At 62.0% G+C, this 21,204-nt stretch carries 19 protein-coding genes and 2 pseudogenes; 12 read left to right on the top strand and 9 right to left on the bottom strand.

All coding sequences use genetic code 11. The features are described 5' to 3' along the window. The first annotated feature begins 479 nt into the window (after positions 1 to 479). From AC0L3I_RS06835 to AC0L3I_RS06810, 6 genes and pseudogenes are all read left to right on the top strand, one after another. A complete protein-coding gene (locus AC0L3I_RS06835; RefSeq protein ID WP_473526385.1) occupies positions 480 to 731 on the top strand; it encodes a hypothetical protein in 252 nt (83 codons plus the stop codon). 90 nt (positions 732 to 821) lie between these two features. Then, complete coding sequence (locus AC0L3I_RS06830) at positions 822 to 2,990, top strand: amylo-alpha-1,6-glucosidase (RefSeq protein WP_473526384.1); 2,169 nt, start codon at positions 822 to 824, stop codon at positions 2,988 to 2,990. Between the two features lie 449 nt (positions 2,991 to 3,439). Beyond that, positions 3,440 to 3,871: a hypothetical protein gene (locus AC0L3I_RS06825; RefSeq protein ID WP_473526383.1), complete on the top strand. Its 432-nt coding sequence runs from the start codon at positions 3,440 to 3,442 to the stop codon at positions 3,869 to 3,871. 216 nt (positions 3,872 to 4,087) lie between these two features. Then, a complete protein-coding gene (locus AC0L3I_RS06820; protein ID WP_473485132.1) occupies positions 4,088 to 4,654 on the top strand; it encodes a transglutaminase-like cysteine peptidase in 567 nt (188 codons plus the stop codon). A 27-nt stretch (positions 4,655 to 4,681) separates the two neighbouring features. Next, entirely contained in the window at positions 4,682 to 4,840 is a 159-nt protein-coding gene (locus tag AC0L3I_RS06815) for a hypothetical protein (RefSeq protein WP_473484790.1), read from the top strand. After that, positions 4,815 to 4,994 (top strand): annotated as a pseudogene (locus AC0L3I_RS06810) (IS110 family transposase); the annotation flags it as partial. The gene AC0L3I_RS06815 and the pseudogene AC0L3I_RS06810, both read left to right, overlap by 26 nt. A 139-nt stretch (positions 4,995 to 5,133) precedes the next feature. On the opposite strand, the gene AC0L3I_RS06805 reads toward AC0L3I_RS06810, so the two are convergent. After that, positions 5,134 to 5,784 (bottom strand): GntR family transcriptional regulator, encoded by a 651-nt coding sequence (locus AC0L3I_RS06805; RefSeq protein WP_473485133.1) that lies wholly within the window; start codon positions 5,782 to 5,784, stop codon positions 5,134 to 5,136. 188 nt (positions 5,785 to 5,972) lie between these two features. On the opposite strand from AC0L3I_RS06805, the gene AC0L3I_RS06800 reads away from it, so the two are divergent. The 3 genes from AC0L3I_RS06800 to AC0L3I_RS06790 all read left to right on the top strand — a co-directional run bounded on the left by AC0L3I_RS06800 (position 5,973) and on the right by AC0L3I_RS06790 (position 10,372). Continuing rightward, positions 5,973 to 7,367 carry a malonyl-CoA decarboxylase gene (locus AC0L3I_RS06800; protein ID WP_473526382.1) on the top strand — a complete coding sequence of 465 codons (1,395 nt, stop codon included), beginning with the start codon at positions 5,973 to 5,975 and terminating at the stop codon, positions 7,365 to 7,367. Positions 7,368 to 7,389: 22 nt separating this feature from the next. After that, complete coding sequence (locus AC0L3I_RS06795) at positions 7,390 to 8,910, top strand: malonate--CoA ligase (RefSeq protein WP_473526381.1); 1,521 nt, start codon at positions 7,390 to 7,392, stop codon at positions 8,908 to 8,910. Positions 8,911 to 9,022: 112 nt separating this feature from the next. Continuing rightward, the gene (locus AC0L3I_RS06790) at positions 9,023 to 10,372 is read left to right on the top strand and encodes an SLC13 family permease (RefSeq protein ID WP_473526380.1); all 1,350 of its coding nucleotides are present in this window, start codon (positions 9,023 to 9,025) and stop codon (positions 10,370 to 10,372) included. A gap of 195 nt (positions 10,373 to 10,567) precedes the next feature. On the opposite strand, the gene hutC is transcribed toward AC0L3I_RS06790, so the two are convergent. The 8 genes from hutC to AC0L3I_RS06750 form a co-directional block, all read right to left on the bottom strand. After that, on the bottom strand, positions 10,568 to 11,299 hold the full coding sequence (hutC, locus tag AC0L3I_RS06785; protein WP_123147222.1) for a histidine utilization repressor: 732 nt from the start codon (positions 11,297 to 11,299) through the stop codon (positions 10,568 to 10,570). Continuing rightward, positions 11,296 to 12,300 carry a zinc-dependent alcohol dehydrogenase gene (locus tag AC0L3I_RS06780; protein ID WP_473526379.1) on the bottom strand — a complete coding sequence of 335 codons (1,005 nt, stop codon included), beginning with the start codon at positions 12,298 to 12,300 and terminating at the stop codon, positions 11,296 to 11,298. Before AC0L3I_RS06780 ends, hutC begins: the two co-directional genes overlap by 4 nt. A gap of 6 nt (positions 12,301 to 12,306) precedes the next feature. Next, positions 12,307 to 13,629, bottom strand: a complete 1,323-nt coding sequence (gene hisD, locus AC0L3I_RS06775) for a histidinol dehydrogenase (RefSeq protein WP_473484798.1) — start codon at positions 13,627 to 13,629, stop codon at positions 12,307 to 12,309. 35 nt (positions 13,630 to 13,664) lie between these two features. Then, positions 13,665 to 14,465, bottom strand: coding sequence for an ABC transporter permease (locus AC0L3I_RS06770; protein WP_287217312.1), 801 nt, complete (start codon positions 14,463 to 14,465; stop codon positions 13,665 to 13,667). Further along, positions 14,462 to 15,406: an ABC transporter permease gene (locus AC0L3I_RS06765; RefSeq protein WP_473526378.1), complete on the bottom strand. Its 945-nt coding sequence runs from the start codon at positions 15,404 to 15,406 to the stop codon at positions 14,462 to 14,464. The genes AC0L3I_RS06770 and AC0L3I_RS06765 overlap by 4 nt, the downstream gene beginning before the upstream one ends. 66 nt (positions 15,407 to 15,472) lie before the next feature. Further along, positions 15,473 to 16,579 carry an ABC transporter substrate-binding protein gene (locus tag AC0L3I_RS06760; protein ID WP_473484802.1) on the bottom strand — a complete coding sequence of 369 codons (1,107 nt, stop codon included), beginning with the start codon at positions 16,577 to 16,579 and terminating at the stop codon, positions 15,473 to 15,475. A 35-nt stretch (positions 16,580 to 16,614) separates the two neighbouring features. Then, on the bottom strand, positions 16,615 to 17,760 hold the full coding sequence (locus AC0L3I_RS06755; protein WP_473484804.1) for an ABC transporter ATP-binding protein: 1,146 nt from the start codon (positions 17,758 to 17,760) through the stop codon (positions 16,615 to 16,617). Positions 17,761 to 17,881: 121 nt separating this feature from the next. Then, positions 17,882 to 18,655: an SDR family NAD(P)-dependent oxidoreductase gene (locus AC0L3I_RS06750; protein WP_473484806.1), complete on the bottom strand. Its 774-nt coding sequence runs from the start codon at positions 18,653 to 18,655 to the stop codon at positions 17,882 to 17,884. A 213-nt stretch (positions 18,656 to 18,868) separates the two neighbouring features. Between AC0L3I_RS06750 and AC0L3I_RS06745 the strand changes: the two genes are divergently transcribed. The 3 genes and pseudogenes from AC0L3I_RS06745 (at position 18,869) to AC0L3I_RS06735 (ending at position 21,128) form a co-directional block, all read left to right on the top strand. After that, positions 18,869 to 19,117, top strand: coding sequence for a plasmid stabilization protein (locus tag AC0L3I_RS06745; protein ID WP_473526508.1), 249 nt, complete (start codon positions 18,869 to 18,871; stop codon positions 19,115 to 19,117). Continuing rightward, positions 19,114 to 19,528: pseudogene (locus AC0L3I_RS06740) on the top strand (PIN domain-containing protein). Before AC0L3I_RS06745 ends, AC0L3I_RS06740 begins: the two are co-directional and overlap by 4 nt. Before the next feature lie 973 nt (positions 19,529 to 20,501). Continuing rightward, on the top strand, positions 20,502 to 21,128 hold the full coding sequence (locus AC0L3I_RS06735) for a transglutaminase-like cysteine peptidase (protein ID WP_473526377.1): 627 nt from the start codon (positions 20,502 to 20,504) through the stop codon (positions 21,126 to 21,128). Positions 21,129 to 21,204: the final 76 nt, after the last annotated feature.

Below are 21,204 nucleotides of genomic sequence, written 5' to 3'. Positions count from 1 at the left end.
ACAAACGACCTAATGCACATCGCGTCAAGGCCGCAATTTTCAGAAGCCTCGAACTTCACGAAGCGCTGAGTCAACTGCCCTTGGCACAGGCTCGCCTCGAGAAGCTGGCGTGCGGTTGGCATCACATCCGATCGAGCGGCATTTACAGGGATCTGTTGCGGTCTTTGACTGCCGGCGCTGTGGCACGGGGCCTTCGATGAACCCCATCCCTGGCCGAGCAGTGCGAAATCCCTCGCCGCCCGACTAGATGAATGCGAAAAGCTTAGCTGCGTTAGTTCGAGTTGGGGTTGTCCTTGCCGCGGTTTGGATCCTTGCCGGCAGCCTGGCTGCTCTGTTGGGCTTGTCCTTCTTGTCCTGATTGCCGCGGTTGCTCGACGCGGCGATTGTTCCCGCGGGGAACATATCGGCCTTTCGAGAGTTCGCGCTATAGGACCGCAATGAACGCGAGGAAGGGGATTGCCGTCGAAGCTTTTTGAAGGATGACCTTCGCTTTTGAGAAGTTGTCAGGATTGATCGTGGACACACCAGACGAAGCTGTGGACGCGGCACCGCGGATAAGCGGCCTCGATCGTGCACGGGTGCGACAAGCTTTTGACGTGCGATTCACGATCGAGCGCGTGCGCAGCGATTACTTGGCGATCTATCGCTCGCTCATGGAGGGCACAACGAATGCACTTGGTTCTCAAAACAAGCGCGCTAAAAATACCGCAATGATGACTATGGCTACCTGACAGAGCAAGGAGAGGGCTCGGCTGCCCGTACGGCCGGCCCGGATCAGCGCCTGAGCCGCCTTGGTCGCTTCTGAACGGGAGGGGTTGACCATGACCACTCAACTCGAAGACCGCAAGATTGATCCAGCCGTAGCGCTCCCGGCAATCGACGAAACGGCACCGCGCGAGCCGCATCGGCAATTTGCGCTGAAACACGAGGATTGCTTCGTCGTCGCAGACAGCTACGGCGACATACGCGGCACCGGCGACGGGCTTTTCCGCGACGACACGCGTGTACTGTCGCGCTTCCGCCTGTTCATCGGCGGCAGGATGCCGTCGCTGCTCGGCGCCTCGCTGTCGCAGGACAACATCCTGTTCACCGCCAATCTCACCAACCTGGCCACTATCGGGCCGAATGGCAGCGAAGCATTGCCGGGCGTCGTCCATATCGACCGGACGCGGTTCATCTGGCAGGACCGCATGTTCGAACGCATCACCTTCACCAACTATTCCGCGCGCGAGGTGGATCTGCCGGTTCGGCTCGACTTCGACGCCGATTTCCGTGACATGTTCGAGGTGCGCGGCACTACGCGTAGCCGCCGCGGCCGCGCGCATGACGCGCTGGTCGGCGAGGCGAGCGTAACGTTCCGATATGAAGGCCTCGACAATGTGGCTCGTCAATCGGTCATCGCATTCTCGATCAAGCCCGATCAGGTGCACCCCAACCACGCCGACTTCCTTATTCTCGTGGCAAGGCGTGACAGCAGAGCATTGTACCTGGAGGTCGGCCACAGCGAAGAGACCCCCTCCAGCGACCGCTTTCGCGCGGCCGCTGCGCGAGCCCGCTTTGCCATGCGCTCAAAGCGCCGGCAGGGCGCCACCGTCTTCAGCTCCGGCCGCGTGTTCAACGACTGGCTGACACGCACGCGCGCCGACATCGCGCTGCTGACGACCGATCTGGAAACCGGGCCATACCCGTATGCCGGCATCCCCTGGTTTTCGACGGCTTTCGGCCGCGATGGCGTCATTTCCGCCTTACAGATGCTCTGGCTCAATCCGGACCTTGCTCGCGGGGTGCTGGCCTTCCTTGCCCACTATCAGTCGACCGAGATCTCTGTGTTCGACGATGCCGAACCTGGCAAAATCATGCATGAAACCCGGAAGGGCGAAATGGCCGTGCTGCGCGAGCTGCCGTTCGGCCGCTACTATGGCGGCGTCGACACCACGCCACTCTATGTCTATCTGGCTTCGTCCTACGCCGATCGCACCGGAGACGAGGCATTCGTCGATCGCATGTGGAACTCGCTGGGCGCTGCCACTGCGTGGATGGAGGAGGTCGGAACCCGCAACGGGGAAGGCTTTGTAACCTACAACAGGGCGGCCGACACGGGTCTGTTCAACCAAGGCTGGAAGGACAGCGCCGATGCCATCTTCCATGCCGACGGCACGATCCCCAAAGGGCCGATCGCATTGGTCGAGGTGCAAGGTTATGTCTTCGCCGCATATCAAGGTATGGCCGCGCTGGCCGCCAGACGCGGCGACGATGCAAAGGCGGCGCACTGGAGCGCCCTGGCAGAGAGGATCCGTGAGGCGGTGGAAACGCATTTCTGGATGCCGGACCGAGATTTCTATGCTTTGGCAATCGACGGAGAAGGCAAGCAATGCGCGGTTCGCGCGTCCAATGCCGGTCACCTGCTCTATGTCGGGCTGCCTTCAGCGGAACGGGCGCAGGCCCTTGCCACCCAGCTGCTCTCTGGTCATCTCCATAGCGGTTGGGGCGTTCGCACACTGGCCGACGACGAGGTCCCATTTAACCCGATGTCCTATCATAATGGGTCGATCTGGCCGCACGACACTGCACTCTGCGCCTCCGGGCTCGCCCGCTATCACGAGCGCGACAGCGTCGTGAAGCTGATGAGCGGTATGTTCGAGGCGGCGGTCCGTTTCAACATGCGCCTGCCGGAGCTGTTCTGCGGCTTTACGCGCGCGGCCAGCGATTCACCGGTGGCCTACCCGGTCGCATGTCTGCCGCAAGCATGGTCGGCAGGCTCCGCGTTCATGATGCTGCAGGCCTGCCTGGGTATCCGGGTCGACGGCTGGAAGCGCGAGATCACTGTGGAACGCCCGCGGCTGCCGATCGGTATCGACAACATTGTTATCCGCCATCTGGCCATCGGCGAGGCGAAAGTCGATCTCATCTTCGAGCGCATTGGCGACCGCGTTGTGTGCTATCTCGACCATCGCCATGAAGGTCTGGTGCCTCTGGTGGTGCGCTCTTAGCGCAGGCCGGCTCCCCATGTGCTCCGTGACGGACTCTGCCATCAACGACTACGGCCCAACTGATACCTGCGCCGATCGCCAGCGCACCGACTGTACGGTGGTACCTGCCCAAGCCAAACCGGACGGCTATCTGCTCGCAGCGTCGCTACAAGATCGCTGAAACGTCGCCCTGGATGCTGACATGCTGGCGCAGGAGCGTGCGCGCCCGCGTCGCCGGCGAGGATTGCTTCCACGATCGCGCACCCACCGTCCTCATTGCCCTCCGCGCATGCGCCGGGCTTTCCTTCTGGCCGAACGTCGCGCCAGCCACAATGAGCCGGCGCGACTTTGGTTCTTCATCTGTCGCCGGGCGTGTCGGGCGCACTGTTATGCTCCCCAGACCTGCCGGGATCCCGATCGCCTAGCTCGCCGGCAGCACCTTCACCGCCATTGCCTGGACCTGAGTTGACGTGGCCGGAGTTGCCGTTTCCGTCGTCATCGCCGTCATCGCCGTCATCGCCGTCATCGCCGTCATCGCCGTCATCGCCGTCATCGCCGTCATCGCCGTCATCGCCATCATCGCCGCCGCCGCCGCCATCGCCGCCATCATCGCCCCCATCGCCATTATCGCCGCCATCGCCACCATCGCCATTGTCGCCACCGCCGCCATTATCGCCGCCGCTGTCGTCGGGAGCCAAGACACTTTGGATTTGCGCAGTGGTCATCGGCGGACATTGGTCGATTTGCGCCGCCGTGAGAATGTCAGTCCGGTTCAGCGCCACGCAGCAAAGCTCATAGTTAGCGTTCGTCAGAGGGTTGCATTGCTGAGCCGTGAGTACGGGCCGCTCGATCTCTTGGACTCGTGCTGGAACGGTCGCTGCCACTCCAAAAAAGGTGGCTGATATCAACACTATACCGGTGCTGTTGAGTAGTGACTCTAGCGTACACATATTAGCTCTCCATTATATTAATTGCTACTAAAACGCGAATACTGTTTCAAATGTTCCCGTCACCGTTACAATTTGTTAACCAAAAACGGGACGCTAAGGCGTCGCGAGGGATTGCTTTAGGTTCAGCGTCGACTATTGCGAGGCGACCACAGAGGCCCCTCGTTTATGATGCGAATTCTGACGCTGCACACATGCGCTGTCCTGCTCTCGGCCTGCACCCAGGCTTCCGGCGCTGGCACTACCATGCAGACGCAGGGCTATGCGTTTGCGCCCCCTGCCTTCAAAACCTTCTGCGCTAAGGAAAAAACGCTTTGCGACACCAGAGGCAAGACCAAAGTTGTGGACTTGACGGGACCTCGCAAGGCGGAGCTCGCAAGAGTCAACGCCGCAGTCAACCACCGCATTGCTGAACGAAGCGATGTCAGCACCACGGGCAAGGCCGACGAGTGGGACTTGCCGAAAGACCAGGGCGATTGCGAGGACTTCGCCATCCTCAAGAAAAGCGAGCTACTCAAGCTCGGCTGGCCGGCTTCTGTCCTGCTGCTGACTGTGGCGCGCAGCGGGAAAGAAGGCCACACCGTTCTGACAGTGCGCACCAGCCAGGGTGATCTGGTGCTCGACAACAAAACGTCGGCGATCAGGGACTGGTCGCGAACGTCCTACCGTTACTTTGCACGCCAGTCACAGTCGAACGGCAAGGTGTGGGAGCGGATAGGCAAGGCCGGACAACCGTAGGCGCGTCTGCGGCTCGCGCAACCGCTTGTGCTGCGGTCCCTCAAGATCGTTCGGGCACGCGTTTTTGGCGAGCGCGAACTCGCAATGCTGAAATGGGATATGCCGTCACCGCCGGAGCGCATCAAGGGCAAGGCCGACTATGACTATGACCTGATGGTCGTGGAGCCGCGAATTGACCGTCCATGATGCCCGCCTGATGCCGCCGAGCTATGTCAAGCCGTACGTGAAGCGCCAGAAGAACGATGCTGCCGATGCCGAGGCGATCACCCGGCCGACGATGCGGTCGTCGAGATCAAGGAGCGATGAGCAGCAGAGCATCATGGTGCTTCACCGGGTCCGGCTGACGTCCACACATGGCGCAACTGAGCCTATCACGAAACGCGAATCCGCAGCATGTGAGGGAAGCCGCTATAGGAATGATCGATGTTTGTTCGCCAAAAGTCGCGTAACATTGTATTCGGGAACCACTGGGCGATCCACTATCTGCTCGCCATCGTCGCTACAAGATCGCTGAAACGCTCGCCCTGGATGCTGACATGCTGGCGCAGGAGCGTGCGCGCCCGCTCCGCGTCGCCGGCTAGGATTGCTTCCACGATCGCGCCATGCTCGGCGAACGAGGTGGCAACGCGGTTGCGCACGCGAAGCTGGAGACGCCTGTAGGGTTGCAGACGGCGATGCAGTGCGACGCACTGCTCGGCCAGGAAACCGCTGTGGCTGGCAGCATAGATAGCCTTGTGAAAACGTTCGTTATCGTAATAGTAGAGGTCGCTGTCGCCGGCCGAGGACGAACGCTCGCAATCTGCATGCGCGGCCAGGATGGTTGTGCGATCGGCATCGGTGAACCGTCGCGCGGCCAGCGAACCGGCCAAACCTTCAAGTTCCGCCATCACCTCGAACATTTCGAAAACGCGGTGCGGTCCCGGATCGATCACCACGGCACCCCGGCGCGGCCGGATCTCCACCAGCCCGATCGCGTTCAACTGCATCAGCGCCTCGCGCACCGGCGTTCTCGACACGCCGAAGCGTGTTGCCAACTGCACCTCGTCTAGTCGTGCACCGGGGGCGAAGTCGTTCGAGATGATGCCGTTTTCGATCTCGTCACGTAGGCGTTGAACAACATTCCCTGACATTTTCGGACTCCAAAATGCATTACGCGCATTCTTGTATGCAAGATAGTTGACTTTGCGCACAATCGCATTTAATAACGATACCACAATAGGCAAGTCGCACACAATTGGCGGATTCAACCGAGCAGTAGCACCGCGAGCGCGCGGAGGGTCTTTTGCGCCGATTTCGACTTTGCCAGGAGGACTCCGACATGGCAGGTATCTCGTTCTTTAGCGATATGGTGCAAAGCATCACCGATCGCGGCCGCAGGCTGCTTGCGGCAGGCGCGCGCAGCGAGCCGATCCAAGCCGAGACGAATATCGACACGCTCTGCGACATGCTTTTGTCGAGCCGGGGCGAAGCCTCGGGCATGGCATTGGCCGCCGAGGTCCTTCAGCGCTGGGCCCAACTGGACGCGGTCGGTCAGCAAGACTTCGTGCGTATGCTGCACGAACAGTTCGGCCCAGACATCGCCAAGCTTGACAAAGCCATCGAGCGCTACCGCAGCGACAGGAGTTCGGACGCCGTCATCGAACTGCACCAGGCCGCCGAGCCGCGTCGCCAGGAACTGGTGCGCAGACTCAACCTGGCCCCCAAAGGCACGGCAAGACTGGTGGAGATGCGCGAGCGCCTATTAGCCATGAAGGACGCGACGGAGCCGTTTCGCGCCGTCGATGCCGACTTCGCCCACCTGTTCGGCTCATGGTTCAACCGCGGTTTTCTGACCCTGCGTCCGATCGACTGGTCGACGCCAGCCGACATCCTGGAGAAGATCATCAGATACGAGGCTGTGCATGAAATCGCCGGCTGGGAGGAACTGCGGCGGAGGCTAGCTCCAGCCGACCGCAGGTGCTTTGCGTTCTTCCACCCGCGTCTCGCAGACGATCCGCTGATCTTCGTTGAGGTTGCGCTGACCAAGGCGATTCCCTCTGCCATCGCTGATGTGCTCGATGTAAACCGTTCGCCGATCACGGCCCAGGACGCCACCACCGCTGTCTTCTATTCGATCTCCAACTGCCAGGACGGACTGCGCGGCATCTCTTTCGGGAACTTTCTGATCAAGCAGGTGGTGGAGGATTTGCGCCGCGACCTGCCGGGCTTGAAGACCTTCGTGACGCTGTCGCCGGTTCCGGGTTTCGCTGGCTGGCTAGCAAGACTGCGCAAGGCGACCGATCCGAGCCTCGATGATCAGGCCCTCAAGACGCTCGAGCTGCTGGACGATCCGAGCTGGGCGGACAATCCGCAGAAGGCACGGGTCGTTGAAGCTGTGCTCCTCCCGCTCGCCGCACGCTATTTCGTCAAGGAACGTGCCACCGGCAGACGGCCGGTCGATCCTGTGGCGCGTTTCCATTTGGGCAACGGCGCTCGCCTTGAACGGCTGAACTTCCTCGCCGATCGCTCCGCCAAGGCGATGCGGCAGTCCCACGGCTTGATGGTCAACTACTTTTACAAGTTGGACGACATCGAGGCGAACCACGAAGCCTTGGCGCAACATGGCGAGATCGCTGCTTCGCCGGAGGTGAGAAAACTGGCGGCAACCGCTTCGACCGACACCAGTATTGGCGCCCCGGTTCGTCGACGCCGCACCGAAATGCAGAAAACCTAATAAGCAAATTGGGAGGAGTTCAATGAGCAATCACCTGTTCGACGCCATGCGAGCATCCGCCAAGTCAGGCGAGTCGATTTTCATCGAGACTATTGATGGTCAGCGTTGGACCTATGCAGATGCGCTGCGGCTCTCCGGACAGATCGCCAGCGCAATTGATGTGCTCGGCGTTCGCCCAGGCGACCGCGTCGCGGTCCAGGTGGACAAGAGCCCGCTGGCTCTGATGCTCTATCTCGCATGCGTGCGCTGCGGGGCGATATATCTGCCGCTGAATACCGCCTATACGCTGGCTGAACTCGACTATTTTATCGGTGACGCCGAACCGCGGCTCGTCATCGTCTCCTCGAAGTCGCGAGCTGATGTCGAAAGGATCGCGCACGGCCACGGCGCGATTGTCGAAACGCTCGATGCGGACGGCGCCGGGTCGCTCATGGAGTTGGCCCGGGACGAGTCTGCCGATTTTCTCGACGCGGCGCGCGCGCCTGACGATCTCGCCGCGATCCTGTACACATCTGGGACCACCGGCCGTTCCAAGGGCGCAATGCTGACGCACGACAACCTTTTGTCCAATGCATTAGCACTGCGCGAATGCTGGCACGTGACCGCAGCCGACCGGCTGATCCACGCGCTGCCGATTTTTCACACGCATGGGCTCTTCGTGGCGACCAATGTCACGCTGGTTTCCGGCGCCTCGATGTTTCTGCTGCCAAAGTTCGAGCCTGGCGAAATCCTTCCTCTGATGTCGCGGGCGACGCTGATGATGGGCGTGCCGACCTTCTATGTCCGGTTGCTTCAGCATGAGGGCCTGAACCGGGAGACGGTCGACAACATTCGGCTGTTCATCTCCGGCTCGGCGCCGCTGCTCGCTGAAACGCACGCCGCATTCAAGCAGCGCACCGGTCACGCCATTCTCGAACGCTACGGCATGACCGAAACCAACATGAACACCTCAAACCCCTATGACGGCGAGCGAAGGGCAGGGACAGTAGGTTTCCCACTCCCGTGCGTGTCGGTGAGGGTCACCGATCCGGCCACGGGCGAGACGCTCGGACCAGGCGAAACCGGCATGATCGAGATCAAGGGCCCGAACGTTTTCAAAGGTTATTGGCGGATGCCTGAAAAGACTGCGGCGGAGTTCACCAAGGACGGCTATTTCATCAGCGGCGACCTCGGCAAGATCGATGAGGCGGGCTATCTCCACATCGTCGGCCGCGACAAGGACCTGGTGATCTCCGGCGGCTATAATATCTACCCGAAGGAAGTCGAGGGTGAGATCGATCAACTCGTCGGTGTCGCCGAGAGTGCGGTCATCGGCATTGCACATCCGGATTTCGGGGAGGGGGTGACGGCCATCGTGGTGCTCAAGCCCGGTGCCACAATGGACGAAAAGGCCGTGCTCAACGCGCTGCGCGACCGCCTCGCGCGCTACAAGCAGCCGAAACGGGTGATTTTCGCCGAGGACCTTCCGCGCAACACCATGGGAAAGGTGCAGAAGAATCTTCTGCGCGACCGGTTCAGCAACCTTTACATGCCCGCCTCCTAGGAGGCGCTGACTACCCTGCGTTGGTGCTTGGGAGCGAGACCAACGCAGGCTGATCTACTAACCGATGGAAATGAGAACGGGCGCCTGAAGGCGTTTCCCGAGGGAGGAAGCTATGAACATCCAGATTCTGTCGATCGCGCTGCTGGTCGGCATGTTCGTGATCGCCACCATCCAGCCGATCAATATGGGCGCACTCGCCTTCGCATGCGCCTTTCTGGTCGGCTCGCTCATCATGGCCATGAAGCCGGCGGAAATATTTGCTGGCTTCCCGAGCGACCTCTTCCTGACACTGGTCGGCATTACCTACCTGTTCGCCATCGCCCAGATCAACGGTACTATCGATTGGCTGGTCGAGGGCGCGGTCAAACTGGTGCGCGGACATGTGGCGTGGATTCCCTGGGTCATGTTCCTGGTCGCCGCCGTCATCACCGGCTTCGGTGCGCTCGGACCTGCGGCGGTCGCCATCCTGGCCCCGGTGGCGCTGGGTTTTGCGTTCCAGTACCGCATCAATCCGGTCATGATGGGATTGATGGTTATTCACGGTGCACAGGCGGGCGGCTTTTCGCCGATCAGCGTCTATGGTGGCATCACCAACCAGATCGTCGAAAAGGCGGGGTTGCCGTTCGCGCCGACATCACTGTTTCTCTCCAGCTTCTTCTTCAACCTGGCCATCGCCGTCCTCGTATTCTTCCTCTTCGGCGGCTCGAAGGTGCTGCGTAAGTATTCGATGGCGTCGGGACCGCTGCCTGACCTCCACCCCGAGGGCGTGACGCAGTCAATCGTCGGCCACGGCGGCACGCCGGCTACTCCGATCAGCCATCACGTCTTTGAGGAGCAGACAAAAAATGTGTCGGCGCTTTCCGGCCTGACTACGGAAAGGTTGACGACATTAATCGGCCTAACCGCGCTCGCGGTCGGCGCACTTGTCTTCAAGTTCAATGTCGGCCTGGTGGCGATCACTGTTGCGGTCGCGCTCGCACTCCTCTCGCCGAAGACCCAAAAGGCAGCGATCGACAAGGTCAGCTGGTCGACGGTGCTCCTGATCGCCGGCATCATCACCTATGTCGGCGTCATGGAGAAGATCGGCACGATCGACTACGTCGCCCACGGCATTTCAAGCCTGGGCATGCCGCTGCTGGTTGCACTCCTCCTCTGCTTCACCGGCGCCATTGTATCGGCATTCGCCTCGTCCACGGCATTGCTGGGAGCCATCATTCCACTGGCCGTGCCCTTCCTCCTGCAGGGACAGATCAGTGCCATAGGTGTGGTTGCCGCGATCGCGATCTCCACCACCATCGTTGACACCAGTCCGTTTTCGACCAACGGCGCGCTGGTCGTCGCCAATGCCCGGGAAGCAGAGCGCGAGAGCGTGCTGAAGACGTTGCTGATCTACAGCGCGCTTATCGCCATCATCGGCCCTGTCATCGCCTGGCTGGTTTTCGTGGTCCCCGGGTTAGTTTGAACGGTCGGCCGCTTCCCGGACATTCCCAATCAGTCTGGCCGCTCCGGTGCAATTTGACCGGCGGCCAGGCTTGACCCCGAACCTGATCTGGTCGGCGTCAACAAGAAAAACGCCGGCGCAGGCAGAACTGATTCCCTATCAAAGCAGCCGTTGGGCCGATAGGGTGCCCCGCCCGGTTTGGCTACGTGACCCCGCTCAGGCAGGCGAGGGCGCGTAGCGGCTGCCCAGCGAATAGCGGCTGCCGACATAGGTGAGCTTGTTGACGGTGGCGACCGCCGCGCCTGACCAGGTCCGCCGATGCAGGAGCAGGCAGGGGTCGCCTGGCCGGATCATCAAACGGCCGGCGGCCACCTCGTCGGCGGCGACGGCCGAGATCACGTGCTCCACTTCCGTCAGCGGCGTCGCCCGCTGCAGATAGTCGTAGGTGGTGGTCGCAACAAAATTTTGCCGGTGGTAGTCCGGTGCGAGCGCCGAATTGACGAAGCGTTCCTCAAGCTGGACGGGCACATCGTCCTCGAAATGCACGATGATCGAATGGGCGACCGGCCTGCGGCGCATGAACTCGAAGGCGACAATGAGGTCCAGCGCCGGGTCGCGGATCTTCTCGAGCACGACGACCTCGGCCCTGTGGCGTCCGCCGCGCGCGGCGATCTCGCCGGCGATGTTCCTGATTTCGATGAGAGCAGATTGCGGTTTCGGCGGCGCCACGAAGGTGCCTACGCCCTGGATGCGCAGGAGGTGGCCTTCCGAGGTCAGTTCCCTCAGCGCCCGGTGCACGGTCATGCGCGAGACGCCGAGCGTGCTGACCAGCTCGTTTTCGGAAGGCAGCCTGCGGTCCTTCGGCCATTTGCCGCTGCCGATGTTGCCAAGCACGTAGTCCTTGACCTTTTCGTAGAGCGGTCCGGCAGTTTCGGGAAGCTTGATCATCGCCCTCTCTCCATTCGGACGATGGTCTTCAGGCCGCCGCTCGCACCTGCGATCAGGCGGTGGTAGGCGGCGGGAATTTCGCCGATCGCGATCTCCTCGGCCACGAAACGCGACAACGCGGGGGCGAGATCGCCAAGCATGGCTACGGCCGGCGCAAGCTCGTCGGCGAAGGCGTGGCAGCCGACAAGCGCGATCTCGCGCTCGACCAGGAAGTTGGGGTCGAGGTCGAGGCGGCCATGCGAAATGCCGACCAGCGCCAGCGTGCCGCCGCCGGCCAAACGATCGAGCAGCCGCGCCATCACCGTCACATTTCCCGTCGCGTCGATGGCATGGCGCAAGTTGGGATCGTGGGACAGGATGTCCAGGTCGACGACGGTCGCGCCGCTCACCTCGGCCACGAGATCCGCACGTGCCGCATTGCGGTCGGCGACGAGGACCGGTCTCTCGCTGCGCCGCGACAGGAGCAGCGCCGCCAGCCCGCCGATCGGGCCGCAACCGGCGATAAGCACTGGCGCCCCGGCCGGCGCCGACAGCCGCCGCACTGCGTGCAGGGTGACCGCCAGCGGCTCCGCCATGGCGGCGATTGCGGGATCGAGCGCAGGGTCATGGCGCAGGAGCAGCCGCGCCGGCAGCTCCGTCTCTTCCGCGAAGCCGCCGTCGCAGACCTCGCCTACAAAGCCCAGTGTGGCACAGACATTATGCAGGCCGGCCCGGCAAGCAGAACATTCGCCGCACCAGAAACGCGAATCGGCGACGACCCGGTCTCCGAGGGCCACCTGGGACACGCCGGCCCCCACGGCAGTCACTTCGCCGGCGAACTCATGTCCAACGACGCTCGGCGCGCGGCTGATCCACTGACCGGTGCGGAAATTGTGGAGGTCGGAGCCGCAGATGCCGGCGGCCGTCACCCTGAGCCGCACCCAGCCAGGCCCTGGTTCGCCGGGAGACGGCACATCCTCGACCCGCAAGTCGCCCGCCGCATGGAGTCTGGCCGCCTTCATCATCCGCTACCGCACCAAATATCGGTCGCGTACATCGGAAACGGCGTGTTCGTGCGAGGAAAAGCCTTCATAGCGGGCAAGCGTGCGGGCATGACGCGCGAATTCCGGATAGGCCGTCGCCGTCACGTAGCCGATGGAAGAGCGCTTGACGAAATCCGTGACCGAGAGCGGTCCACAGGTACGCGCCCAGCGGCTGGTCGGCAGCACGGCGTTGGGGCCCAGCCCGAAATTGCCGATCGAAACCGGCGTGTGCGGCCCCATCAGGATCTCGGCGGCTTCGGTGATGTGGCCAAGGTGCGCAAAGGGATCGGTGGAGAGGATCTCCAGATGCTCAGGTGCGTAGTCATTGATGAAACGGTAGCTCTCCTCGATCGATGCCGTCAGCACGATGCCGCCACAGGCACCGGTCAGCACCGCGGTGGAGAATGCTACCCGCTGATCGGTCATGCGCGCCCAGTGCTCGGGCAGCGCCGCCAGTGCCTCCTCCGCCACGCGGCGGCTGTGGGTCACCAGATAGGCCGACGAGTCCGGCCCGTGCTCCGCCTCGATGAGGAGGTCGAGCGCGGCCAGTCCGCCATGTACGCTGTCGTCGGCGAGGATAATCGCTTCCGACGGACCGGCGGGAAGGCCTGGATCGATGACTCCCGCAAGCAGCCGCTTGGCCGCAACGACCCAAGGGCTGCCTGGACCGACGATCTTGAGCGCGGGCCTGATCGTCTCTGTGCCGTAGGCGACCGCGGCGACCGCCTGCGCGCCGCCGCATTTGTAGACCGTTTCGACGCCGGCGAGGCGCGCCGCAACCAGTGTCGCTGCGTCCACCGAACCATCGGCCGCTGGCGGCGTCATGATAGCAAGCTCCGGGACGCCCGCCACGACGGCGGGCACTGCGGTCATCATTGTCACCGAAGGGAACGCCCCCTTGCCGCGCGGGACATAGAGCGCCACCGAGCGGATCGGCGTGAAGCGGTCCCCGGCATAGGCGCCGGGCCGCATTTCCTTAAGCCACATCGCTTCCGGCTTCTGCTCTTCGTGGAAATGCCGGATGTTGTCGATGCCGAAGCGAATGGCGGCGACCACGTCCTCGTCCACCATGCCGAAGGCGGCATCGAACTCGGCGGGGCTGACCTTCAGCCGCGCCGCATCGAGATCTGCCTTGTCCAAGTCGCGGGCGAAGCGGACGAGCGCGGCGTCGCCTTCTGTTCGGACCGCCTCGATGATCGGTGCGGCCTTCTCCATAAAGCCAGAGAGATCGGTCTCTGAGCGCCGCATCAGTGCCGCTCGACCGGCGGCGTCGAGTTGGCTCAAGTCGTGGAACGATACGTTTGGCATAGGATTTCCTTTTCGGCCCGGCGGGCCGGCATTCCTCATTTCGATTTCAGGAAGATGTCGAGCCCGACCAGCCTGTCGAGCAGGAAGACGGCGACAGCCGAGCAGGCGATGAAGACCACGGAGATCGCGGCAAGATCCGGCGTGATGATCGAGCGGATGGAGTTGTAGATCAGCACCGGCAGCGTCACGATGCGGGCATCGACGAGCAGCAGGCTGACCAGGAACTCGTTGAGCGCAAGGATGAACATCAGCAGCGAGCCGGTGATCACCCCCGGCATAACCGCCGGCAGGGTGACGGAGAAGAACACCTGGAGCGGCGGCGCGCCGCAATTGGCGGCGGCCAGTTCCAGGTCCGGGTCAAGCCCGGTGGCACTCGCCGTCACCGCCCAGATCATGAAGGGAAGGTTGATGACGCAGCAGGCGATGCCGACCGGCCAGAGCTGGCCGAGAATGCCGGCGTTGCCGAAAATCAGCATGAGGCCGATGCCCGATCCGATCAGCGGGATGGTAAAGGGCAGCAGCAGATAGATCTGGATCGTCTTCTCAAAACGCACCGCATATTTCGCCAGCGCGATGCCGGCCAGCGTGCCCACGGGAATCGCAACGATCGTACAGACCGTCGCAACTTGGAGCGTGCGCAGGAAAGCGTTGCGCAGGTCGGAGGCCTGCGAAATGCGCGCATACCACCGCAGCGACAGCCCGTCCGGCGGAAACGTGATGATGTTGCCGCCGGTGAAGGAAGCGCCGAGCACGACGATCGTCGGCGCCGAAAGCGTCACTAGGGCGATCGTAACCAGGGTCCACAAGACAACGGATTTGCTGCGCGAGCCGCTCACGCCCGTGACCTCCCCATCGCAAGCGTTCCGGCTCCGAACAGCGCGAACACCAAGCCGACGAGGATTGACCCGAGCGCGACCAGCATAAGCGCCAGCGTCGCACCAAGGCCCTGGTCGGACGTTCGGAAGAACTGGTCGTAGATGGCGTTGGCGATAAAGTCCTGCGAGCCGCCGCCAAGGATTGCGGGGACTGCGAAATCGGTGAGCGAAAGCGTCAGCACCACCACGCCGGCGCCGATGGAGCCCGGACGAGCGAGTGGCAACACGACATGGATGAACGTGCGAACCCAGTTCGCGCCGAGCGATCCAGCGGCCGCCTCCAGCTCTTCGGGAATGGCGGTGAGTGCCGGCGCCAGCATCAGCACGGCAAACGGCAGCATGTACTGGACGAGGCCGAACAGCACGGCGGGATAGTTGTAGATGAGCCGCATCGGGGCGACCCCGACAAGGCCGAGTGCCTCGTTCACCATGCCCTGGTTGCCTAAGATGATCAGCCAGCCATAGGCACGCACAACCTGGCCGATGAAGAAGGGCAGAAACAGCGCAATCAGCAGGAATTTGCGCAATCCTGGCGAACGCGTGCGCACCATCAGATAGGCGTAGGGAAAGGCGAAGACGAGTGTCACAGTGGTGACGATCAGGGCGGCGATGAGGCTGCGCTGCGCGACAACGAGGAACAGTGGCTCTGTCAGCGCCCGCCGGAAATTGGTGATGGAATAGTCGTCCGAGAATTGGAACGTGGTGGTGTCGAGCGTGCGCAGGCTGGCGTCCGCGATCTGGATGAGTCCGAGCGCGAGCAGTCCGACCAGCAGCACCGCCGGAAGCAGCATCAGATAGGGCGTGGCGCGCCTTAACCGAGCCGGCCAGATGGCGGCGGCAATGCTTTCCAGCGCATCCATGATGCGCCATTTCAGGGGATAGGCTGTCCTGGCTGCCCGCATGAAAAAATCCGTATCCGACGTCGTGAAGGAGCCGGTGCCGCCAGCGCAGCACCGGCCGACCCGGCGTCAGCCCTGCATGATCGCCTTGAACTTGGAAAACCACTCGCTCTCGTTCTCGACCTGGACCTTCGAGGAGATGCGGATGAGGCGCTGGAAATCCGCTTCGGTGGTCGGATAGGACGGATCGCCCACCAGATCCTTCGGCGGTGTGAGGCCCGGCACCACGCCCGGCAAGCCGAGGCCGTCCAGCCAGACCTGCTGGGCTTCCTTGGTCAGCGCATGGTTGATGTACTGCTTGGCCCAGTAGAGTTCGTTTTCCGGCAGGCCCTTGGGAATCCACAAACCGTCCGTGTCGAATTTCGCACCCTCCTCCGGCACGACCCATTCGATTTTCACGCCGTTCTTGCGGGCCTCTCGGGCGTTGGTCGAGATGGTGCAGGCGGCGTCGATCTCGCCGTTCTGGAACCAGGTGGTGAAGTCGGGATCTTCGCCCAGCAGCGGTTGCTGCGCCTTCATCTTGGTAATGAAATCCCAAGCCGGCTGCATGTTGCCGGGTATGTCCTCCAGCTTGCCGCCACCGGCGACCTGGGCTGGGAAATGGAAGCCGATGCCGTCATTGTAGAAGGCAAGCCGCCCCTTGAACTTCGGGTCGAGCAGGTCTTTCCACGACTTCGGCGGTCCGTCCGGGAATGCCGCAGGCCGATAGGCAAGCACATAGACATAGCCGTAGGTGTTGACGATCGGGAAGCCTTCCAGGCCGGCCGGCTTGGCAAGGTCCGTCACATTGGCGAGGTTCGGCAGGTCGGAGAGGTCTTCCGTCACGCCGCGCAGTGCCGATTTCGTAGCATTGGTGGTGGTGTCCCAGTTGATGTGGATCGGCGGGACCCGGTTCTGCGCTACGGCCGCCCAGACCTTGGGCTGGATCTCATTGTCTTCGGTCAGGTCGTGACGGACAGCAATCCCCGTCATTTTGGTGAAGCTGTCGGACACGCCGGCCTTCAAACTATCCACCCAACTGCCGCCCCAGGCGCGCACGATGATCTCCGCCGGCTTTTCCGGCTCCTGCGCATAGGCGCCGCGCAGGCCGAGCGCCGAGGCGCCGCCGAGCGCGGCGGTGGCCTGAAGGAAGGTTCTGCGGGAAAGATGGGATAATGTCGGCTTAAAGCGCTTCATCTGCATTCTCCTCTGGGTTTGACCGGTTTCCGGTTCTATCGAAAAACGAGCATGTCCCTGGTATTCCACCCCAGGAACACGCTTTCGCCTATGTCGAACTGCGTGTGCGCGGCGGGATCATGGTCAAAAACGCGAATGACCTCGTCGCCAATCGCGGCGCAGGCTACCTCGTAGACCATGCGCTCGCCTTCGAAGATGGTGTCGGTGACAGTCCCGGCCAGCATACAATCGAGCTTCGACAGCTGCGAAGCATCGCCGGCGAGGCGGATCTGTTCGGCGCGGATCGCTCCCGATGCCTTGTCGCCCTCCGCAGGTGGATTGACCGGATCGCCGATCTTTCCGGCAAGCATCAGATCACCTCGAAGGATGGAGACGTCGCCTGCTTCCGAGACGGCCCGTACCGTGCCGGCAATGAAGTTGGTGACGCCGATGAAATTGGCGACGAAGGCGTTGCGGGGCTGGCGGTAGGTGTGGATCGGCCGCGCCTTCTGCTGGATCTCGCCCTGATCCATGACGACGATATCGTCGGAAACCACCAGCGCCTCGCGCTGGTCATGGGTAACGTTGATCGTGGTGACGCCGAGTTCGCGCTGGATGCGGCGGAATTCGAGCTGCATTTCCTCGCGCAGCTTTCGGTCGAGCGCAGCGAGCGGCTCGTCGAGAAGTAGCAGGTCGGGCTCGAACACCAGCGCGCGCGCAATCGCGACGCGCTGCTGCTGCCCGCCGGAAAGTTCGTGAATGCGCCTGCCGCCATACCCCTCGAGCCGGACCAGCGCGAGATATCGCTCGACGCGTTCGGGAATGGTGCGTGCATCGCGCCGACGCATCTTCAGCGGGAAGGCGACATTCTCGGCCGCCGTCATATGTGGAAACAACGCAAGCCTCTGAAAGACCATGCCGATCGACCGCTTGTGCGGGGGCACCGCGCTCACCGCTTCGCCGTTGATGAAGATCTCGCCGCTGCTCGGGGTCTGGAACCCGGCGATCATGCGCAGGAGGGTTGTCTTGCCGGACCCAGAAGGCCCGAGAATGGTGAGGAACCGGCCCTTCGGCAGATCGAAGGATGCATTCTTGACGGCATGAACCCCATCGAAGTCCATCCCGACGTTGCGGACCGTGACTGCGATTTCCCTGCCGCCTTCCGCTTCGGGTGAAGCTACGGCCCGGAAAGGCTCCTGCATTGCGGTTCCCCTTGTTTGTCGCCGGTCGCATGCAAGAACGTGCGGCGTTGCGAGGTGGTATATACAACCATATACAAGCTGTCGGGTCTACACGGTTCTTGTTGCACCACACCTCAGTCGCTCAGATTGATGCGAGATAACCGCCGTCGACTGGGAGGCAATGCCCGGTGACATAGGCGGATGCCCCGCTCGCCAGGAACACGACGGCTCCGGCCAGATCCTGCATCGTGCCGAAGCGCCGCTGCGGGATCTTGGCCAGCATCGCCGTCTGCCAGTCGGGATCCTGATAAAAAGCATCCGTCATCGCCGTATGGAAATACCCCGGAGCGATGGCGTTGACGCGGATGCCGAGCGATGCCCATTCCGCGGCGAGCGCGCGCGTCATGCCCAGGAGCCCAGACTTGGATGAACCGTAAGGCACCGCGGTCGGAATGCCGACATAGGAGGTCAGCGAGCAAAGATTGATGATCGCGCCACCGCTGTTGCCGGCAGCCATCCGCCGCGCCGCGGCCTGCGCACAGAAGAAGGCGCCCTTCAGATTGGTCGATACGATGCGGTCCCACACTGCTTCGTCGACGTCGAGCGAGGGCTGGACTTGCTCATAGCCGGCGTTGTTGACCAGGATGTCGAGCCCGCCAAAGGCATCCGCCACCTCATCGACCACCACGCGGATACGATCGGTGTCGAGCACGTCGAGAGACCGGCAAAGCGACCTTCGCCCGTTAGCGCTAATTCGCTCCGCCGTTTCACGAAGGGATGTTTCGTCGCGGGCGGTCACCGCGACGTCCGCACCAGCCGCGGAGAGCGCCTCCGCCATGGCCTGGCCGATGCCGCGGCTGGCGCCGGTCACCAGCGCTTTTTTTCCCGTCAGGTCGAACAAGGGAGCGGCGTCCATCCTGTCACGGCTCCTGTATTTTTCGAAAATTGCATGCGGGAAACGAACACCAGTTGCGGCCGGTTGTCTATACATCCTGCGCTATTGCCGGGGTCGCTTCATGCGCGATCTTCGCTGGCCGACGATCACGGAGCTGTTGGATGGCAAGCCATCATCTGCCATCTTGCTGGCAGTGCGGATGGCTTATATCCACGGCAAAAAGGAGTTTCCATTATAGCCGAACCTCAGCTTTCCGTACGCAGCGCCAAGGCGCGCGATCTTGCCCATCGGCTTGCTCGACGCGAGAACCGCTCGATCGCCGACGTGGTTGAGCGCGCACTGGAACCCTGTGAGGTGCGGCAAGCAGGTCGTGAGCCGGCATTGACGTTCTACACTCGTATTGCTAGCGCTTATGGTACCGAAATCGACCTTGAAGCAGTGATCCGGGGTAATCGGCAGGTTCATCCTGGACCTGAGCTTTGATCTTCCTTGATACCAACGTCATTTCCGAGACGCTGAAGAAGTCGCCCGATCCTGCCGTGATCGCATGGTTGGTCCGCCATGACTCTGAACTTGCGCTTCCAGCCGTGACCATCGCCGAGATCGCCTTCGGCATCCAGAAAATTCGACCCGATCAGCGTGCCGAGCGTTTGGAGCAGGGACTGTCGGGATTGGCGTCGCCGGTTCGCCGATCGGATCTTCGGGCTGACTGAGGAAGCCGCGATGACCTATGGGGAAATCATGGATACTGCCGTGCGGCAGGGCCGCGGGATGTCGGCGCCCGACGGCATGATTGCTGCAATCTCAAGGGTGAATAGCGGCCGCTTGGCGACGCGGAATTTGGGTGTCTTCGGCACGACTGGTCTCAAGTCGTTCTCTCCGTGGGAGCTTTGACCCGTCGGATATGGCTCATTCAGGACTGGAGCATGGCGGCAGGATTTTCTTGCGCCCCTGTCCAACCACCCTCGTTGCATTGCGGGTGATTGGACAGTTTTGCATGGGAAGGCAAGTTCTCCGTATATTAACGGCCCGCCCATGGTGCACGACCCCTAAGAACCTTGCCGGGCTGTGGCTGTCCTTCCTTCGGGGCTACCACGGGTGGAGGCAAGGAAGCCGTGTGACTGGTGTCTAAGGTCATTCCGCTGTTGTCGACGCCAGTAACGAATCCGCGGGTCGGGTCGCGATCCGGGTTTTGATTGGCAGCGAGCGAGACTCCCGTCGACATGGCAAGGAGGGCGATAGCCGTTACAAGCTTGTTCATCGTGTTTTCCTTTCTTCGAATGAGCAGACCGGCCAATCGGCGCCTTGCGCGCTATCGACTCCTGCTTGCGAAACCGCTGTCGGCCTTCTGTCTCGTCACCATGACGAGCCTTCCTGCTCACGATTGGAACTTACGCTACGCCTGTCGCAGAGGTTTGCCCGGGTGCCATCGAAATGTATCCGAATGTATGCGAAATCTACGCGAGAGCGCCGTAGCTCTTGGCCTTCGGTCGCTTCGACAAATTTGGCTACAACTTTTTCTCGGCCGTGTGCCCACGTTTGGGCAGCCAAACACGTGTCGGCGTCGTCATCTGGTCCCGTAAGCGGCGCTGCTGAAGAACCTCGGTGACGTACAGGCGCACAATCCCCCATGATTGGGCTCGTCGATAAGCGCAGGTGCGCCGATGCGGTCATGCGAGAACACGCGAGGGTCTTCCAGTGGCCATGGAAATTCCCTGGCGCTGACCGCGCGGCGTCCAGCATTCAGTCGTTGGTGATGGTTCGCGACCGTAGCTGTAAATTGTGTGTCGGATGCGTTGATGTGCCCGTGAAAAGATGGTAACGCGATATTAAATTTTGTTTCGGGTCGTTACCTTGGGCGGGGCGAATGGGATTGGTGATACCGCGGGCATGGCTGTGTGCCGGCCTACTGTTGGGCTTGATGATGTCCGCGACGCCGATGGAGAAAGCTTCGGCCGATGCGGTGTCTGGTGCCATGGCCACCGGGCAGCGGAGTTCCATCCCGGTCGGCCACGTTGAATTCTGCCGAAGGCATGCCTCAGAATGCAGGATACGAACGGGCAGGGTCCCTCCAGTCCTTTTGAGCAGAGGCATGGAAAACAAGCTCGCGTCCGTCACCAAACTCGTGAACAGATCGATCAAGCCCGTGAGCGATTTTGCCGTTCACGGCACGATGGAATTTTGGTCCTATCCTGACAGCGCGATCGGCGACTGCGAGGACTACGTCCTGCTTAAGCGCCGGATGCTCAATTTGGAGGGCATATCGCTCTCGAACCTTCTGATCACCGTCGTCAAAAAGGAGGACGGCGAGGGGCACGCAGTGCTGACGGTCAAGACCGACAAAGGCGACTATGTGCTCGACAACCTCAACGACGAGGTGAAGCTTTGGTCGAAAACTGGATATAGATTTCTAAAAAGGCAATCGTCAACAGATACCGGGCGCTGGGTCGCGATACTTGAATACCGCGACGTCCTGGTCGGTGCGGTCGACTGAACCTCTCGCCGCCGCAAGCGCGATGACGAGCCTCTGCTTTTCGACGCGCACCTGCCGCAGGGCGTTGATCCGGCTG

It is taken from the genome of Mesorhizobium sp. WSM4840, from assembly GCF_055811755.1.
This window is presented reverse-complemented; position numbering and strand designations above follow the sequence as displayed.

Bases quoted from the DNA above. Each gene is read 5' to 3' on its own strand.
- AC0L3I_RS06835 (WP_473526385.1), top strand. From the start codon at position 480: ATGACCTTCGCTTTTGAGAAGTTGTCAGGATTGATCGTGGACACACCA.
- AC0L3I_RS06830 (WP_473526384.1), top strand. From the start codon at position 822: ATGACCACTCAACTCGAAGACCGCAAGATTGATCCAGCCGTAGCGCTC.
- AC0L3I_RS06820 (WP_473485132.1), top strand. From the start codon at position 4,088: ATGCGAATTCTGACGCTGCACACATGCGCTGTCCTGCTCTCGGCCTGC.
- AC0L3I_RS06805 (WP_473485133.1), bottom strand. From the start codon at position 5,784: ATGTCAGGGAATGTTGTTCAACGCCTACGTGACGAGATCGAAAACGGC.
- AC0L3I_RS06800 (WP_473526382.1), top strand. From the start codon at position 5,973: ATGGCAGGTATCTCGTTCTTTAGCGATATGGTGCAAAGCATCACCGAT.
- AC0L3I_RS06795 (WP_473526381.1), top strand. From the start codon at position 7,390: ATGAGCAATCACCTGTTCGACGCCATGCGAGCATCCGCCAAGTCAGGC.
- AC0L3I_RS06790 (WP_473526380.1), top strand. From the start codon at position 9,023: ATGAACATCCAGATTCTGTCGATCGCGCTGCTGGTCGGCATGTTCGTG.
- hutC (WP_123147222.1), bottom strand. From the start codon at position 11,299: ATGATCAAGCTTCCCGAAACTGCCGGACCGCTCTACGAAAAGGTCAAG.
- AC0L3I_RS06780 (WP_473526379.1), bottom strand. From the start codon at position 12,300: ATGAAGGCGGCCAGACTCCATGCGGCGGGCGACTTGCGGGTCGAGGAT.
- hisD (WP_473484798.1), bottom strand. From the start codon at position 13,629: ATGCCAAACGTATCGTTCCACGACTTGAGCCAACTCGACGCCGCCGGT.
- AC0L3I_RS06765 (WP_473526378.1), bottom strand. From the start codon at position 15,406: ATGCGGGCAGCCAGGACAGCCTATCCCCTGAAATGGCGCATCATGGAT.
- AC0L3I_RS06760 (WP_473484802.1), bottom strand. From the start codon at position 16,579: ATGAAGCGCTTTAAGCCGACATTATCCCATCTTTCCCGCAGAACCTTC.
- AC0L3I_RS06755 (WP_473484804.1), bottom strand. From the start codon at position 17,760: ATGCAGGAGCCTTTCCGGGCCGTAGCTTCACCCGAAGCGGAAGGCGGC.
- AC0L3I_RS06750 (WP_473484806.1), bottom strand. From the start codon at position 18,655: ATGGACGCCGCTCCCTTGTTCGACCTGACGGGAAAAAAAGCGCTGGTG.
- AC0L3I_RS06735 (WP_473526377.1), top strand. From the start codon at position 20,502: ATGGGATTGGTGATACCGCGGGCATGGCTGTGTGCCGGCCTACTGTTG.